The following is a 14,778-nucleotide window of genomic DNA, read 5'->3' on the forward strand; positions in this document are numbered from 1 at the left end:
CTTGCCGGATTCGTCGACTTAGAAGAGGTGTATGAATGAAAGGCCCGTTGTCCTCACTTAAGGTTCTCGACTTTTCTACCCTGCTGCCGGGGCCGTTCGCCTCGTTGCTGCTTGCCGACATGGGCGCCGAGGTGCTGCGGGTCGAGTCGCCGACGCGCATGGATCTGGTGCGTGTGCTGCCACCGCATGTCGATGGGGTGTCGGCCAGTCATGCCTACCTCAACCGCAACAAGCGCTCCATCGCCCTCGATCTCAAGCGTCCAGAGTCGCTGGAGGTGGTGCACAAGCTGGTGGCGCAGTACGACATCGTGCTGGAGCAGTTCCGTCCTGGGGTGATGGAAAAACTCGGCCTCGGCTACGAGGCGCTCAAGGCGATCAACCCGCGACTGATCTACGTCTCCATTACCGGCTACGGGCAGACCGGGCCGTACAAGGACCGCGCCGGGCATGACCTCAATTACCTGGCCCTGGCCGGTGTGGCCAGCTACACCGGTCGCCGCGACAGCGGTCCGTTACCACTGGGCGTGCAACTGGCGGATATCGCGGGGGGCTCCCTGCATGGGGTAATCGGCTTGCTGGCCGCGGTGATCGCCCGACAGAGCACAGGCCTGGGGCAGCACGTGGACATCAGCATGACCGACTGTGCGTTCAGCCTGCACGGTATGGCCGGGGCCGGTTACCTGGCTGCCGGGGTGGAACCGGGTATGGAGAACCAGGTGCTCAATGGCGGCAGTTTCTACGACTACTACCGCACCCGCGATGGCCGCTGGCTGTCGGTGGGCAGCCTGGAGCCGCAGTTCATGCAGCAGTTCTGCGCGGTGATCGGGCGCCCGGAGCTGGCAGCGCGGGGTCTTTCGCCGAAGCCGGAGGAGCAGGCGGCGCTCAAGCGCGAGATCGAGATCGAGATCGAGAAGCACGATCTGACCGAATGGCAGCAGCGCTTCGCGGCGGTGGATGCCTGTATCGAACCGGTGCTCAGCCTGGCTGAAGCCGTGCAGCACCCGCAGCTCAAGGCCCGTGGCGTGGTCACTGACGTGCCGCGCGAAGGCCGCCCGGCGCAGGCGCAGATCGCTTGCCCGATCCGCTTCTCAGATGGGGTGGAGCCGCCGCGGCATGTTGGTTCAGCCGTGGGGGCTCACAGTGTCGAGGTGTTGGGTGAGCTGGGTTTCAGCGAGGCGCAGATTGCCGAGTTGAAGGCCAGCAAGGCGCTGGGCTAGCGCCGAGGCCTGTAGGAGCGAGCGCGGGTTTACTCGACGCGTTGTTCGCCGCTGAATACCAGGGTGGCGCGGCAGCGCCGGCAGAAATAGCGACGGCCCTGGGCTACCAGGCGATGACGCTGGGCGGAGAAGGGGAACTCGCCGCTTGGGCACTGGCACAGGTATAGGAAGCGCGTGCTCTTGCGCCGGCCCACGTCATAGGTGTGGCAGCGATCCGGCGGCAGCTCGTAGACGCCACGCATGATCAACTGCCATTCCTCGCCGTGGGGCTGAATGCGCCCGCCGAACATCTGGTGGGCGATCAGGTGCGCCACTTCGTGGGCCACTGTCTGCTTGAGGAAGTGCTCGCGATTTTCCGCGTACAGCTTGGGGTTGAAGCGCAGCAGGTTTTCGGTCAGATGCGCCACCCCGGCTTTCTGCCCGCGCAGCTTGAAGCTGACTTCGGGACGGGGGAAACGGCGTTTGAAGAAGTCTTCCGCCAGTTGGTAGCAGGCTTCGACACGGGTATTGAGCAACTCGGGCATTCGGCTCCTCCGGGAAGCGGCAGATTATGCCGCATTCACCGGGCCGGCCAAACGCACCGCTGGTCGTATCACTCACGTTGTTCCTGCTGCCGCTCAACCGAAGGTCGTTCCTCGTGCGTCGGGTAGCTCTGGTCGGCACTAGGCGTGCGTTTATAGGTCGGCTGCATATAGAACTGCCAGTGCAGAATCGCCGAAACAAGCAGGGTAACCAGTACCAGCACGCCGATTGCCCACACGGAGCCGGAATAGACCATGGCTTGCTCCTGGCGCAGGCGCATGAATGTCGGCAGGCCAACGAACAGCAGAAAAGTCGAGTACGCACAGGCCGCCCCTAGCACGGCTACGGCTAGCCAGCGGCTGGGATAAAGGGCGGCGAGCCCGGAGAGAAACAGCGGTGTGGCGGTGTAGGCGGCGAAGCCTATGCACTGGTTGAACGTCGGGCGGGCATCGAAGGTACGCGACAGCCAGCGAATGAATCCGCCCATGATTAACGTGCCGAGCAGGCCGGTGAGATACACCGTGATGCTGAGCAGCAGGGCACTGCGGGTGTCGAGGGTAACCTGTTCATTCTCCGCCAGGCTCCAGCCGACTTCTGTCGTTCCAATGAACAGGCTGACGGCCGGGATCAGGGCGAGCAGGAACAGGTGGCCGAGGTAGTGGGCGCTGTTGTGCTCTTCTTCCGAGCGGATCTGGTGCCAGGCATCGTCCGGTCGGGTAAACAGGGTCACGAAGTGCGGAGCCATGGCAATTCTCCTCTCTATGCAAAAGCGGTATCGGGCGACGTAGCTGCGCCGGCTTCACATTTAGAGGCGGGGTTGCGGGCATGGGGTTCAGGTTATTTTCCCTTCAGGCATAAAAAAGCCGCCAATTGGCGGCTTCATAAAGGGCGGCAGGCCGGGAAATTCAGCTGGTGTAGACGGGACCTACACCCATGCCCCACAGGATGACCGAAGTGGCAATCATCGCCACCAGCACCACCAGGCCTACGGCCAGGATCGAACTGGAGAACATGAAGCCTTCGTCCTGCGGGATGTTCATGAAGGTCGGGATACCGGCGTAGAGCAGGTAAACCGTGTAACAGATCGCCGCGGTACCGACGAACATGGCCAGCCACAGGCTCGGATAGAGCGCTGAAAGGCCGCCGATGAACAGCGGAGTGGCGGTATAGGCCGCGAACACCACGCACTGGGTCAGGGTCGGGCTGGAGTCGTAGGTACGGGCCATCCAGTGGATGAACGCGCCCATCACGGCAATGCCGGCTAGCATCGCCAGGTAGGACATGATGGTCATTTGCAATGCACTGCTGGCGGTGAGTTTCACCGCCTCGCCGTCGCCGATCCTCCAGCCCACTTCCGTGGTGCCAAAGAAGGCGCAGAGCGCAGGGATTGCCGCGAGAATCAGAACGTGGGTCAGGTACATGTGGCTGATGGATTCCTCCTCGCCACGGATTTCCTGCCACTCTTGATCGGGATGGGTGAAGAGCCCCCAAACGTGGTGGATCATGCAGACACCTCCTCTTGTTATTGTCGATCGCCCCCGAGCGTAACGCCCGGCCCGCATGGTCAGCGGGGCCGGGTGCAGGCCGAATCACTGCGACCGTATGCCGCAGTATAGGAGAAGGCTGGAGCCCGCGTGAGCCGTGGCTTTAGAGCGAATTGCTCTCTACAGCTTATCCGTAATAACGCTGCAGTATTTCCATGGCCAGGTTGATCGATTGCAGGCGGCTGGTGCTGCCGCCCCGATCCGGGTGGTGCTGGCTCACCAGTTGCCGGTAGCGCAGCTTGATGGTGGCGAGATTGAGCGGCTGGTCGCCGTTCAGCTCGAAGAGTTCGAGGGCGGCGCGTTTCTCATCGCCGCCCTGCATGCGGGTCCAGAAGCTGGCCAGCAGCTTTTCCACATCGTCTTCGGTGGTCTCGCGCAAATGTTGCAGATTGAGATAGTAGTCACGCAACGGATCGTGTTCGGCCAGGGCATTGCTGCCGGGGCGCCAGAGTTGCAGCTGCACGCACAGCGGGCCGATTTCCAGGTGCGCGCTCTGTTGCTGCCAGAGGCGATCGCGCAACACATACAGGGCGTTGAATAACAGGAAGTGAGTGCGGAACAGCACCAGCTTGTCGGCCAGCTCCAGATGCGGGATATGCGTGGAGTGGCGGGCCTTGAGCTGCTGGATCAGGTGAAATTCGCTGATGCCGGCGGGCGCTTCGCGCAGCAGTTCATGCAATTGCTCGGCAAGGTCGAGGGCGGGGTTGAGGTCGTTCATCCAAAGAGCCTATCACGGGCTGCCGCGCGCCGGCTTTGTGCGTAAAATAGCCAGCTTTTCGCCCTTCACCGGATTTCCAAGCACCATGTCTTCCAGCCTTTCGGTCAACCAGAACAAACTGCAGAAGCGCCTGCGCCGCCTGGCCGGCGAAGCCGTCACCGACTTCAACATGATCGAGAACGGCGACAAGGTGATGGTCTGCCTGTCCGGCGGCAAAGACAGCTACACCATGCTCGACATCCTCCTGTACCTGCAGAAGGTCGCGCCGATCCAGTTCGAGATCGTCGCGGTGAACATGGACCAGAAGCAGCCAGGCTTCCCCGAGCACATATTGCCGGCCTACCTGGAGTCGATCGGCGTGCAGTACCACGTGATCGAGAAGGACACCTACTCGGTGGTCAAGGAGAAGATCCCGGAAGGCAAGACCACCTGCTCGCTGTGCTCGCGCCTGCGCCGCGGCACCCTGTATACCTACGCTGACGAAATCGGCGCGACCAAGATGGCCCTTGGTCACCACCGCGACGACATCCTGGAAACCTTCTTCCTCAACATGTTCTACGGCGGCACGCTGAAGGCCATGCCGCCCAAGCTGCTCTCCGACGACGGTCGCAACGTGGTGATCCGCCCGTTGGCCTACTGCAGCGAGAAGGACATCGAGGCCTATTCCGAACTCAAGGAGTTCCCGATCATCCCGTGCAACCTCTGTGGCTCGCAGGAAAACCTGCAGCGCCAGGTGGTCAAGGAGATGCTGCTGGAATGGGAGCGCAAGTCGCCGGGGCGTACCGAGATCATGTTCCGTGCCCTGCAGAACGTGGTGCCCTCGCAACTGGCCGACCGCGATTTGTTCGACTTTCAGAGCCTGAAGATCGACGACAGCGCCACGCCGCGCTTCCTCGACGTGATGAGCCTCTGATCCCGTTTGCCTTGCTCGTGCCAATGGCCGGGCAGGGCGTATTGATAAGGACCGTGCATGCGTGACTACCAATGGCTCCATGAGTATTGCTTGAACCGTTTCGGTTCGGCTGCCGCCCTGGAAGCCCGCCTGCCGCAGGTCAAGAGCGACGCCGCGCTGCGCAGTCTGAGCGATGACCGCTACTTGTCGCTGATTGCCCTGCGAGTATTCCGTGCCGGCCTCAAGCACAGCCTGGTGGACGCCAAGTGGCTGGCATTCGAAGAAGTGTTCTTCGGCTTCGTTCCCGAGAAGGTCGCACTGATGAGCGCCGAGCACCTCGAGCGGCTGATGCAGGACGCCCGCATCATTCGCCACCTGGGCAAGCTCAAGAGTGTGCCGCGCAACGCGCAGTTCGTGCTGGATGTGCAGAAGGACAAGGGCAGCTTCGGCGCCTTGATCGCCGACTGGCCGGTGACCGATATCGTCGGCCTGTGGAAGTACCTGGCCAAACACGGCAGCCAGCTTGGTGGTCTGTCTGCGCCGCGCTTGCTGCGGATGATCGGCAAGGACACCTTTATTCCCACCGACGACATGGTCGCCGCGCTCAAGGCCCAGGAAATCATCGACAAGGCACCCACCAGCCTCAAGGACCTGGCGGCCGTGCAGGTTGCGTTCAACCATTGGCACCAACAGAGCGGCCGGCCGCTGTGCCAGCTGTCGGTGATGCTGGCGCATACGGTCAATCACTAACGCAGCCCGGTAGGAGCGAGCTCTGCTCGCGAAGCGGCGGTGCATGGATCCATTCGCGAGCAGAGCTCGCTCCTACGGAGATTCAGGCGTGAGCAGCGACATCCTCAAGGTCGCCCAGGCCATCCAGCAGGCCGAGCGCATCCTGATCATCACCGGCGCCGGACTGTCGGCCGACTCCGGCCTGCCGACTTACCGTGGCCTTGGCGGCCTGTACAACGGCCTGACGGCGGAAGGTTTGCCGATCGAAGCGGCACTGTCCGGGCCGATGCTGCAGCGTGATCCGGCGTTGTGCTGGAAGTACCTGGCCGAACTGGGCAAGGCCTGCCTGGGCGCGCAGCCGAATGCCGGGCACGCGGCCATCGCAGAACTGCAGCGGCGTAAACCCGGCTGCTGGGTACTGACACAGAACATCGACGGCTATCACCGCCAGGCCGGCTCGCCGGTGGAGCGTCTGATCGAGATCCATGGCGAGTTGGCGCCGCTGTACTGCCAGTCTTGCGGCGCTGAAGACTCTGAGTTGGCGGCGCACCTGCTGCGCCCGTTGCCGCCGCGTTGCGCCCAATGCGGGGGCATCCTGCGCCCACCGGTGGTGCTGTTCGAGGAAATGCTGCCGGAAGATGCCATTGGTCGGCTTTATGACCAGGTGCGCGAAGGCTTTGATGTGGTGCTGGCGGTGGGCACCACGGCGAGCTTCCCCTATATCGTCGAGCCGGTGGCGCAAGCCCGCAGGAACGGGGGTTTAACTGTGGAAGTGAACCCTGCACTGACCGATCTCAGCAGCCGGGTCGACGTCCGCTTGTCGGGAAGGGCGTTAGATGTTTTTCCGGAACTACTAAGTCACATTTACGGGCATTGAATTTGCAATCTCAGCCTTCAGACGGCATAGTCGCCCCCTTATAAAAACCAGACAAACACGGTCGTGCCCATGCTAAAGCGCTTCGCACCCCTCGTGCCCATTGCACTTACAGTCCTGTTGGCGGCTTGTGCCACCAGCCCGACACCGCAGTCTCAAGTCGATCTCGCCGAGGTCGATCTGCAACAGGAACCCACTCCGGTCGAGTACCTCGGTGACGAGCAGCTCCCGGACTTCGCCAAGGACAAGCCCTACGAGCTGCCCGTCCTGGCGGACAACATCCTGGCCCACGGTCTGTCCCTGATCGGTACCCGCTACCGCATGGGCGGCACCTCGGTGAACACTGGTTTCGACTGCAGCGGTTTTGTCGGCTTCCTCTACAAGGAAGAAGCGGGCATGCAACTGCCACGCTCGACCCGTGAGTTGATCAACCTCGACGCGCCGTTGGTTTCGCGCAACGAGCTGGAACCGGGCGACATCATCTTCTTCAACAACCGTGGCCGTGGCCGCGTCAGTCATGCTGGGATCTACCTGGGCGATGACCAGTTCATCCATTCCAGCAGCAGCCGCAGCGGTGGCGTACGGGTCGACAGCCTGGACGACAGCTACTGGAGCCGCAGCTACATGGAAGCCAAGCGCGCGCTGGCCATGGCGCCGCAACAGGACGATCAGCAAAGCAATCCGCTGCACCGCTAATTCCTTCCGCGGGCCTTGCGCCCGTGGCGCAGGCTGGGCAGAGTAGGGCGCATTCCGGCCAGGATCGCCCGCCCATGCCATACACGGCTCGCTTCGCCCTGCTAGCCCTCGCCGCGTTGCTCACCGCATGCGCCGGCCACTCTCCCGCTCCAGAACCCACCAATCCCTTTCCCGTTGTCAGTGATGGCAGCGCCGATGATGTGCTGATCAGCGCCATCGGCCTAGTGGGCACGCCGTATCGCTATGGCGGCAACACCCCGGACAGCGGTTTCGATTGCAGCGGTCTGATCGGCTACGTCTACCGCAACTCGGCGGGCATTCAGCTACCGCGCTCGACCCGCGAGATGATTGGCCTGCGCGTGCCCAGCATCGGCCGTAATGCCCTGCAGAGCGGCGACCTGGTGTTCTTCGCCACCAACGGCGGCGGCACGGTCAGCCATGCCGGCATCTACGTCGGCGAGGGGCGCTTCGTGCATGCGCCGTCCAGTGGCGGCACGGTGCGCCTGGACAGCCTGGATGCGACTTACTGGCAGAAGAGCTTCCTCTCGGCCAAACGCGTGCTGAGGGCTGACCACCTGGCGCAGACACCGTGACCCAGCGCAGCCTCAATCTCGACGACAACCTGTATCAGTACCTGTTGGATGTTTCCCTGCGCGAGACGCCGCTGCTCAAGCGCCTGCGTGATGAAACCGCGCAGCTGCCCACGGCGCGCTGGCAGATCGCGCCCGAGCAGGGCCAGTTCATGGCGCTGCTGGTACAGCTCACGGGTGCCCGGCGCATCCTCGAAATCGGGACCTACACGGGCTACAGCGCGATCTGCCTGGCCCAGGCGATGCCGGCGGATGGTCAGCTGATCTGCTGTGACCTGTCCGGCGACTACAACGCCATCGCCCGGCGCTACTGGTATGAGGCGGGACTGCTGGAACGTATCGACCTGCGCCTGGCACCCGCCTTGGAAACCCTCAGCACCTTGGAGCGGGGCGGGCAGGGCGAGAGCTTCGACCTGATCTTCATCGATGCCGACAAGGCCAACTACCCGATCTATCTCGAACATGCGCTGGTGCTGGTGCGCAAGGGCGGTTTGATCCTGTTCGACAACGTGCTGTGGAGCGGCCGGGTGCTTGAACAGAACCCGGACAGCGCCGATACCCGGGCGATCCAGGCGCTCAATCGCACGCTCAAGCGCGATCAGCGCGTCGAGCTGTCGATGCTACCGCTGGGCGACGGCCTGACCATCTGCCGCAAGCGTTGACGCTCCATTGCCAACCTTCTAACCTGCGCGCCTTGTTACAGGTACCCCCGACGCAATGCGTCCATGGGGTGAAACAGGGAAGCCGGTCCATTCGTTCGCGAAGAATCCGGCGCTGCCCCCGCAACGGTAGGTGAGTTCAAGGTCGCATTCAGCCACTGTGCTTGGCATGGGAAGGCGCGACTGGGGAGCCAAAAGCTCCGCTCACAAGCCCGGAGACCGGCCTGAATACAATCCACGGCAGTGCGGAGGGCTCTGCGGGTGGGTGGGCCTGTGTCCGCCGCCATCCTGTTTGTCCTTCCTCTGCCTCTGTTTCTGTCCGTGTGCCTGGCCCTGGTCTGGCGTGCGACGCCTGCGCTGCGCGCAGCACGGCCCGATGAGGAGCCCGGCATGACTGAGTCCGAGGAGCGCGACGAGCGCCACAAAGCGCGTATGGCGCGCAAAAAAGCCGTGATCGACGAGAAGATTGCCCAGGCCAGCGACGAGCGTGGTCTGCTGCTGGTGCACAGCGGCAACGGCAAGGGCAAGAGCAGCTCGGCCTTCGGCATGGTCGCCCGCGCCCTCGGTCATGGCATCAAGGTCGGCGTGGTGCAGTTCATCAAGGGGGCGGCCACCGGCGAGGAGGCCTTCTTCCGCCGCTTCCCCGAGGAAGTCCGCTATTTCCGCATGGGCGAAGGCTTCACCTGGGAAACCCAGGACCGCCAGCGCGACAAGCTCAAGGCCGAGGAGGCCTGGCAAGTGGCGCGCGAGCTGCTGGCTGATGAGGACATTGGCCTGGTGGTGCTGGATGAGCTGAACATCGCCCTCAAGCATGGCTATCTGGAGCTGGACGTGGTGCTGGCTGACCTGCACGCGCGGCCATTCCTGCAACATGTGGTGGTGACCGGTCGTGGCGCCCGCGATGAGCTGATCGAGGCGGCGGACACCGTTACCGACATGAGCCTGGTCAAGCATGCCTTCAAGGCCGGGGTGAAAGCACAGAAGGGCATCGAGTTCTGATGGATGCCCATTGCTGTCCCGCTCTGCTGATCGCCGCACCTGCTTCCGGGCAGGGCAAAACCACCGTGACTGCCGCCCTGGCCCGCCTGCATACGCGGGCCGGCAAGCGTGTGCGGGTGTTCAAGTGCGGGCCGGACTTTCTCGATCCGATGATCCTGGCGCGTGCATCCGGCGCGCCGGTGTACCAGCTCGACCTGTGGATGGTTGGCGAGGACGAGTGCCGGCGCCTGCTCTGGGAGGCGGCGGGTGAGGCCGACCTGATCCTGATCGAAGGGGTGATGGGCCTGTTCGACGGCAGCCCTTCGGCCGCCGACCTGGCGCGTTGTTTCCAGGTGCCGGTGCTGGGAGTGATCGACGGCAGCGCCATGGCCCAGACCTTCGGTGCCCTGGCCTATGGCCTGGCCAACTTCCAGCACAGCCTGCCGTTCGCCGGCGTGCTGGCCAATCGGGTGGGCAGTGCCCGCCACGGCGAGATCCTGCGCGACAGCCTGCCGCCGGCGATCCGCTGGTTTGGCGCGCTACCGCGCAGCGCCGAGGTCGAGTTGCCCAGTCGTCACCTGGGCCTGGTGCAGGCCGATGAACTGGCGGATCTGGATAAACGCCTGGATGCCGCCGCCGATGCCCTACTGGCCACCGCTGGCGACAGCCTGCCGGACCCGGTGAGCTTCGCGGTGCCCGAACCCGTGCCGGTCGAGCCGCTGCTGGCCGGCGTGCGTGTCGGTGTGGCGTACGACACTGCGTTCGCCTTCATTTATCGCGCCAATCTCGACCTGCTGCAGCGCCTGGGGGCGCAGCTGGAGTACTTCTCGCCGCTTGGCGACAGCCAGTTGCCCGAGGTGGACAGTCTCTACCTGCCGGGTGGTTACCCGGAACTGCACCTGGCGCAGTTGCAGAACAATCGCCGCATGGCGGTGGCGATCGCGGCGCACCATGCCGCCGGCAAGCCGATTCTGGCCGAGTGTGGCGGCATGCTTTACCTGCTCGACCGGCTCACCGACAAGCAGGGCGAGAGTGGCGAGTTGCTCGGCCTGCTGCCGGGCTGCGCGCAGATGCAGCCGCGCATGGCCGCCCTCGGCCTGCAGCAGGTGGAGCTGCCGGAAGGCCTGCTGCGCGGGCACACCTACCACCATTCGCTGCTCGACTGTGCCCTTGAGCCGCTGGCCCGAGGCAGCAGCCCGAACCAGCGCCCGGCTGCCGAGGCGGTGTACCGCATCGGCCGGCTGACCGCTTCCTATATTCACTTCTACCTGCCGTCCAACCCGCAGGCCGCGGCCAGGCTGCTGTTGCCATGAAGAGACGAGCATGAGCGAACAGGCTTTCAGCGACGCCGAGCGCGCCGCGGTCTACCGCGCCATCGCCGAGCGGCGCGACATGCGCCATTTCGCCGGCGGCACGCTGACGCCCGAGTTGCTCGCGCGCCTGCTGCAGGCCGCGCACCAGGCGCCCAGTGTCGGCCTGATGCAGCCCTGGCGCTTTATCCGCATTACCCGCGCCGAGCTGCGCGAGGCCATCCACGCCCAGGTCGAGGCCGAGCGGGTGCGCACCGCCGAGGCCTTGGGCGAACGCAGCGATGACTTCATGCGGCTCAAGGTCGAGGGCATCCGCGACTGTGCCGAGCTGCTGGTGGTGGCGCTGACGGACCGGCGCGAAGAGCACATCTTCGGGCGCCGCACCTTGCCGGAAATGGACCTGGCCTCCGTGGCCTGTGCCATCCAGAACCTCTGGCTGGCCGCCCGGGCCGAAGGGCTGGGGCTGGGCTGGGTGTCGCTGTTCGAGCCGCAGGCGCTGGCCGAGCTGCTGCACATGCCGCCCGGCAGCAAGCCGGTGGCGGTGCTGTGCCTGGGACCGGTGACCGAGTTCTATGCCGAGCCAATGCTGGTGCAGGAAGGCTGGGCGCAGGCGCGGCCGCTGCAGGACCTGCTGTTCACCGACACCTGGGGGCAGCACGAATGAGCCTGGCCCTGTTCAGCCTGCTGGGCGTGGCGCTGGACGCCTGGTTTGGCGAGCCGCGTCGTTGGCATCCGCTGGTGGGCTTCGGCAACCTGGCGCAGCGCATCGAACAGCGCCTCAACAGCGGTGGCTATGGCTGGCGCAGTCATGGCGTTACCGGCTGGTGCATGGCGGTGTTGCCGCCGGTGCTGCTGGTCGGCTTGCTCAGCCTGAGCGAGTCGCTCGGCTGGCTGGTGCAGATCGCCGCGCTGTATTTCGCCATTGGCCTGAAAAGCCTGGGCCAGCATGCATTACCCGTGGCCCAGGCCCTGCGCCTGGGCGATCTGGCCGAGGCGCGCAAACGGGTCGGTTACATGGTCAGCCGACGTACCGCCGAGCTGGATAGCAGTGGGGTGGCGCGCGCCGGTACCGAGTCGGTGCTGGAGAACGGCAGCGATGCGGTGTTCGCCGCGCTGTTCTGGTTTGCCGTCGCGGGGGCGCCGGGCGTGGTGTTGTACCGCCTGAGCAATACCCTGGACGCCATGTGGGGCTACCGCAACGAACGCTTCGAGCGCTTCGGCTGGGCGGCGGCGAAGATCGACGACGCGCTCAACTACATCCCGGCGCGCCTGGTGGCGCTGACCTATGCACTGCTCGGCAACACCCGCCTGGCCTTGCGCTGCTGGCGCCAGCAGGCACCGCTGTGGGACAGCCCGAATGCCGGCCCGGTGATGGCTGCCGGTGCCGGTGCCCTGGCGGTGAGCCTGGGCGGCGCGGCGGTCTACCATGGGGAACTGCATGAGCGGCCGGTGCTGGGCGAGGGTGCGCCGGCGCAGGCGCGTGATATCGAGCGGGCGCTTAATCTGGTGAACGGTGGCGTGCTGGTGTGGTTAGTGGTGTTGCTGATGGGGAGTGTCTGCCTTGCTTGAACACGGTGGCCGGCTGCGCGCAGCAGCCCAGCGCTATGGCATAGCCCTGGCGGACTGGCTGGACCTGTCCACCGGGATTGCTCCCTATGGCTGGCCGCTGCCGGCGATTCCCGAGTCGGCCTGGCAACGCCTGCCGGAGAGCGACGATGGCCTGGAGGCACTGGCCCGCGACTACTACGCGGCGCCGGCTTTGTTGCCGGTGGCCGGTTCGCAGGCGGCCATTCAGGCGTTGCCGCGCTTGCGCCGTGGCGCACGGGTTGGGGTGGTGACGCCGGCCTACGCCGAGCATGCCCTGGCCTGGCGCGGCGAAGGCCATCAGGTCACCGAACTGGGCGAAGGGGCGGTGGATCGCGCCCTGGAGCGCCTGGATGTGCTGGTGGTGGTCAACCCCAACAACCCCAGCGGGCGACTGATCGAACGTCAGCAACTGCTCGACTGGCACGCACGCCTGGCTGCGCGCGGCGGCTGGCTGGTGGTGGACGAGGCGTTCATCGACTGCACGCCCGAGCACAGCCTGGCTGCCGACAGCCACCTGCCGGGGCTGATCGTGTTGCGCTCGTTCGGCAAATTCTTTGGCCTGGCCGGTATCCGCCTGGGCTTCGTCCTGGCTGAAAGCGAATTGCTGGAGCGCCTGGCCGAGCCGCTCGGCCCCTGGGCAGTGAGCGGCCCGGCGCGGGCGGTGGCAGCCGTGCTGCTGGCGGATACCGAGGGGCAGGCACGCCAACGCGAACGCCTGCGTGGCGACGGTCTGCGCCTGGCGGTGTTGCTCAGTAGCTATGGCCTGGCACCGGCTGGCGGCACCGCGTTGTTCCAGCTGGTCGGCCATACCCAGGCGGTCGGTCTGCATGGTTACTTTGCCCGGCGCGGCATTCTCCTGCGCCTGTTCGCCGAGGCCCGCTGCCTGCGTTTTGGCCTGCCTGCCGACGAGGCTGGCTGGCAGCGCCTGGAGCAGGCCCTGCGAGAGATGCCGCAATGAGCGCCACGCTGATGGTGCAGGGCACCACCTCCGATGCCGGCAAGAGCACTCTGGTGACCGCGCTGTGCCGCTGGCTCAAGCGCCAGGGTGTCAGCGTGGTGCCGTTCAAACCGCAGAACATGGCGCTCAACTCCGCCGTCACGGCCGATGGCGGCGAGATCGGTCGCGCCCAGGCGGTGCAGGCGCAGGCGGCTGGGCTGGCGCCGCATACCGACATGAACCCGGTGCTGCTCAAGCCCAACAGCGATACCGGCGCCCAGGTGATTATCCACGGCCAGGCCATCGGCAACATGAATGCCGTGGATTATCACGCGTACAAGCAGACGGCCCACGCGGCCGTGCTGGCTTCGCACCAGCGTCTTACCGCGCAATACCCGGTAGTGATGGTCGAGGGCGCGGGTTCGCCAGCGGAGATCAACCTACGCGCCGGCGATATCGCCAACATGGGTTTTGCCGAGGCAGTGGATTGCCCGGTGATCCTGATTGCCGATATCGACAAGGGCGGCGTATTCGCCCACCTGGTCGGTACCCTGGAGCTGCTTTCGCCCAGCGAGCAGGCGCGGGTAAAAGGCTTCGTGATCAACCGTTTTCGCGGCGACATCGCGCTGCTGCAACCCGGCCTGGACTGGCTGCAGCAGCGCACCGGCAAGCCGGTACTGGGCGTGCTGCCGTACCTGATGGACTTCCACCTGGAAGCCGAGGACGCCATTGACGTGCGCCAGGCGCACAAGGGCGCCGAGCTGCTCAAGGTGGTGGTACCGGTGCTGCCGCGTATCAGCAACCACACCGACTTCGATCCGCTGCGCCTGCACCCGCAGGTGGACCTGCAATTCATCGGCCCCGGCCAGGCCATCCCGTCGGCCGACCTGATCATCCTGCCCGGCTCGAAAAGCGTGCGTGCCGACCTGGCGCACCTGCGCGAGCAGGGCTGGGAAGCGGCGATCCAGCGCCATCTGCGCTATGGCGGCAAGCTGTTGGGCATATGTGGTGGTTTGCAGATGCTCGGCAGCCGCATCGACGACCCGCTGGCCCTGGAAGGCACGGCGGGTAGCAGCGCAGGGCTTGGTCTGCTGGAGTTCGTCACCGTGCTGGAGGCGCAGAAACAGCTGCGCAATGTGCAGGGCGTGCTGAGCCTGGAGCAGGCGGCCGTCAGCGGCTACGAGATTCACGCCGGTGTCAGCAGCGGTCCGGCCCTGGAATCCCCGGCGGTGCACCTGAATGATGGGCGTGGCGATGGCGCTTGCAGCGCCGACGGGCAGGTCATCGGTACTTATCTGCATGGTCTGTTCGAATCGAGTGCGGCCTGTGCGGCTCTGCTGCGCTGGGCCGGTTTGCGCCAGGTGCAGCAGGTTGATTACCACGCCCTGCGCGAACGGGATATCGAGCGCCTGGCCGATCTGGTCGAGGCGCATATGGATACCGGTAAATTGCGGGAATTGTGCGGGCTGTAGCGTTCGACTCCCTCGCCCCTTTGGGGAGAGGGCTGGGGCGATGACAAAGGAAA

The 14,778-nt window shown here is 65.0% G+C and carries 17 protein-coding genes and 1 riboswitch; of the genes, 13 read left to right on the forward strand and 4 right to left on the reverse strand.

Features of this window, described 5'->3' with window-relative positions:
• Positions 1–35 precede the first annotated feature (35 nt).
• Positions 36–1,217 carry a CaiB/BaiF CoA transferase family protein gene (locus H3H51_RS08865; protein ID WP_183088674.1) on the forward strand — a complete coding sequence of 394 codons (1,182 nt, stop codon included), beginning with the start codon at positions 36–38 and terminating at the stop codon, positions 1,215–1,217.
• A gap of 29 nt (positions 1,218–1,246) precedes the next feature.
• Here the strand turns inward: H3H51_RS08865 and H3H51_RS08870 are convergent, their stop codons facing one another.
• From H3H51_RS08870 to H3H51_RS08885, 4 genes are all read right to left on the reverse strand, one after another.
• On the reverse strand, positions 1,247–1,741 hold the full coding sequence (locus H3H51_RS08870) for a SprT family zinc-dependent metalloprotease (RefSeq protein WP_183088675.1): 495 nt from the start codon (positions 1,739–1,741) through the stop codon (positions 1,247–1,249).
• Positions 1,742–1,809: 68 nt separating this feature from the next.
• Positions 1,810–2,484, reverse strand: a complete 675-nt coding sequence (locus tag H3H51_RS08875; protein ID WP_183088676.1) for a Yip1 family protein — start codon at positions 2,482–2,484, stop codon at positions 1,810–1,812.
• Positions 2,485–2,644: 160 nt separating this feature from the next.
• Positions 2,645–3,244, reverse strand: a complete 600-nt coding sequence (locus tag H3H51_RS08880; RefSeq protein WP_183088677.1) for a Yip1 family protein — start codon at positions 3,242–3,244, stop codon at positions 2,645–2,647.
• A 166-nt stretch (positions 3,245–3,410) separates the two neighbouring features.
• Positions 3,411–4,001: a DNA-J related domain-containing protein gene (locus tag H3H51_RS08885; protein WP_183088678.1), complete on the reverse strand. Its 591-nt coding sequence runs from the start codon at positions 3,999–4,001 to the stop codon at positions 3,411–3,413.
• Between the two features lie 85 nt (positions 4,002–4,086).
• Between H3H51_RS08885 and ttcA the strand changes: the two genes are divergently transcribed.
• The 12 genes from ttcA to H3H51_RS08945 all read left to right on the forward strand — a co-directional run bounded on the left by ttcA (position 4,087) and on the right by H3H51_RS08945 (position 14,725).
• The gene (ttcA, locus tag H3H51_RS08890; protein ID WP_183088679.1) at positions 4,087–4,914 is read left to right on the forward strand and encodes a tRNA 2-thiocytidine(32) synthetase TtcA; all 828 of its coding nucleotides are present in this window, start codon (positions 4,087–4,089) and stop codon (positions 4,912–4,914) included.
• Between the two features lie 57 nt (positions 4,915–4,971).
• Positions 4,972–5,643 (forward strand): DNA-3-methyladenine glycosylase I, encoded by a 672-nt coding sequence (locus H3H51_RS08895; protein ID WP_183088680.1) that lies wholly within the window; start codon positions 4,972–4,974, stop codon positions 5,641–5,643.
• Positions 5,644–5,731: 88 nt separating this feature from the next.
• Entirely contained in the window at positions 5,732–6,499 is a 768-nt protein-coding gene (locus H3H51_RS08900; protein ID WP_328803641.1) for an NAD-dependent deacylase, read from the forward strand.
• Positions 6,500–6,568: 69 nt separating this feature from the next.
• The gene (locus H3H51_RS08905; protein ID WP_183088682.1) at positions 6,569–7,192 is read left to right on the forward strand and encodes a C40 family peptidase; all 624 of its coding nucleotides are present in this window, start codon (positions 6,569–6,571) and stop codon (positions 7,190–7,192) included.
• Between the two features lie 74 nt (positions 7,193–7,266).
• The gene (locus H3H51_RS08910; protein WP_183088683.1) at positions 7,267–7,785 is read left to right on the forward strand and encodes a C40 family peptidase; all 519 of its coding nucleotides are present in this window, start codon (positions 7,267–7,269) and stop codon (positions 7,783–7,785) included.
• Entirely contained in the window at positions 7,782–8,444 is a 663-nt protein-coding gene (locus H3H51_RS08915) for an O-methyltransferase (protein WP_183088684.1), read from the forward strand. Before H3H51_RS08910 ends, H3H51_RS08915 begins: the two co-directional genes overlap by 4 nt.
• 22 nt (positions 8,445–8,466) lie before the next feature.
• Positions 8,467–8,683, forward strand: a riboswitch (cobalamin riboswitch).
• Positions 8,684–8,831: 148 nt separating this feature from the next.
• Positions 8,832–9,440, forward strand: coding sequence for a cob(I)yrinic acid a,c-diamide adenosyltransferase (cobO, locus tag H3H51_RS08920; protein ID WP_183088685.1), 609 nt, complete (start codon positions 8,832–8,834; stop codon positions 9,438–9,440).
• Positions 9,440–10,732, forward strand: coding sequence for a cobyrinate a,c-diamide synthase (locus tag H3H51_RS08925; protein ID WP_183088686.1), 1,293 nt, complete (start codon positions 9,440–9,442; stop codon positions 10,730–10,732). Before cobO ends, H3H51_RS08925 begins: the two co-directional genes overlap by 1 nt.
• 10 nt (positions 10,733–10,742) lie before the next feature.
• Positions 10,743–11,393 carry a 5,6-dimethylbenzimidazole synthase gene (gene bluB / locus H3H51_RS08930; RefSeq protein ID WP_183088687.1) on the forward strand — a complete coding sequence of 217 codons (651 nt, stop codon included), beginning with the start codon at positions 10,743–10,745 and terminating at the stop codon, positions 11,391–11,393.
• Complete coding sequence (cbiB, locus tag H3H51_RS08935) at positions 11,390–12,298, forward strand: adenosylcobinamide-phosphate synthase CbiB (RefSeq protein ID WP_183088688.1); 909 nt, start codon at positions 11,390–11,392, stop codon at positions 12,296–12,298. Before bluB ends, cbiB begins: the two co-directional genes overlap by 4 nt.
• Positions 12,291–13,274 (forward strand): threonine-phosphate decarboxylase CobD, encoded by a 984-nt coding sequence (gene cobD, locus H3H51_RS08940; RefSeq protein ID WP_183088689.1) that lies wholly within the window; start codon positions 12,291–12,293, stop codon positions 13,272–13,274. The genes cbiB and cobD overlap by 8 nt, the downstream gene beginning before the upstream one ends.
• Positions 13,271–14,725, forward strand: a complete 1,455-nt coding sequence (locus H3H51_RS08945; RefSeq protein WP_183088690.1) for a cobyric acid synthase — start codon at positions 13,271–13,273, stop codon at positions 14,723–14,725. The genes cobD and H3H51_RS08945 overlap by 4 nt, the downstream gene beginning before the upstream one ends.
• Positions 14,726–14,778 lie beyond the last annotated feature (53 nt).

The organism is Aquipseudomonas ullengensis, from assembly GCF_014174475.1.
Taxonomy (GTDB): domain Bacteria; phylum Pseudomonadota; class Gammaproteobacteria; order Pseudomonadales; family Pseudomonadaceae; genus Aquipseudomonas; species Aquipseudomonas ullengensis.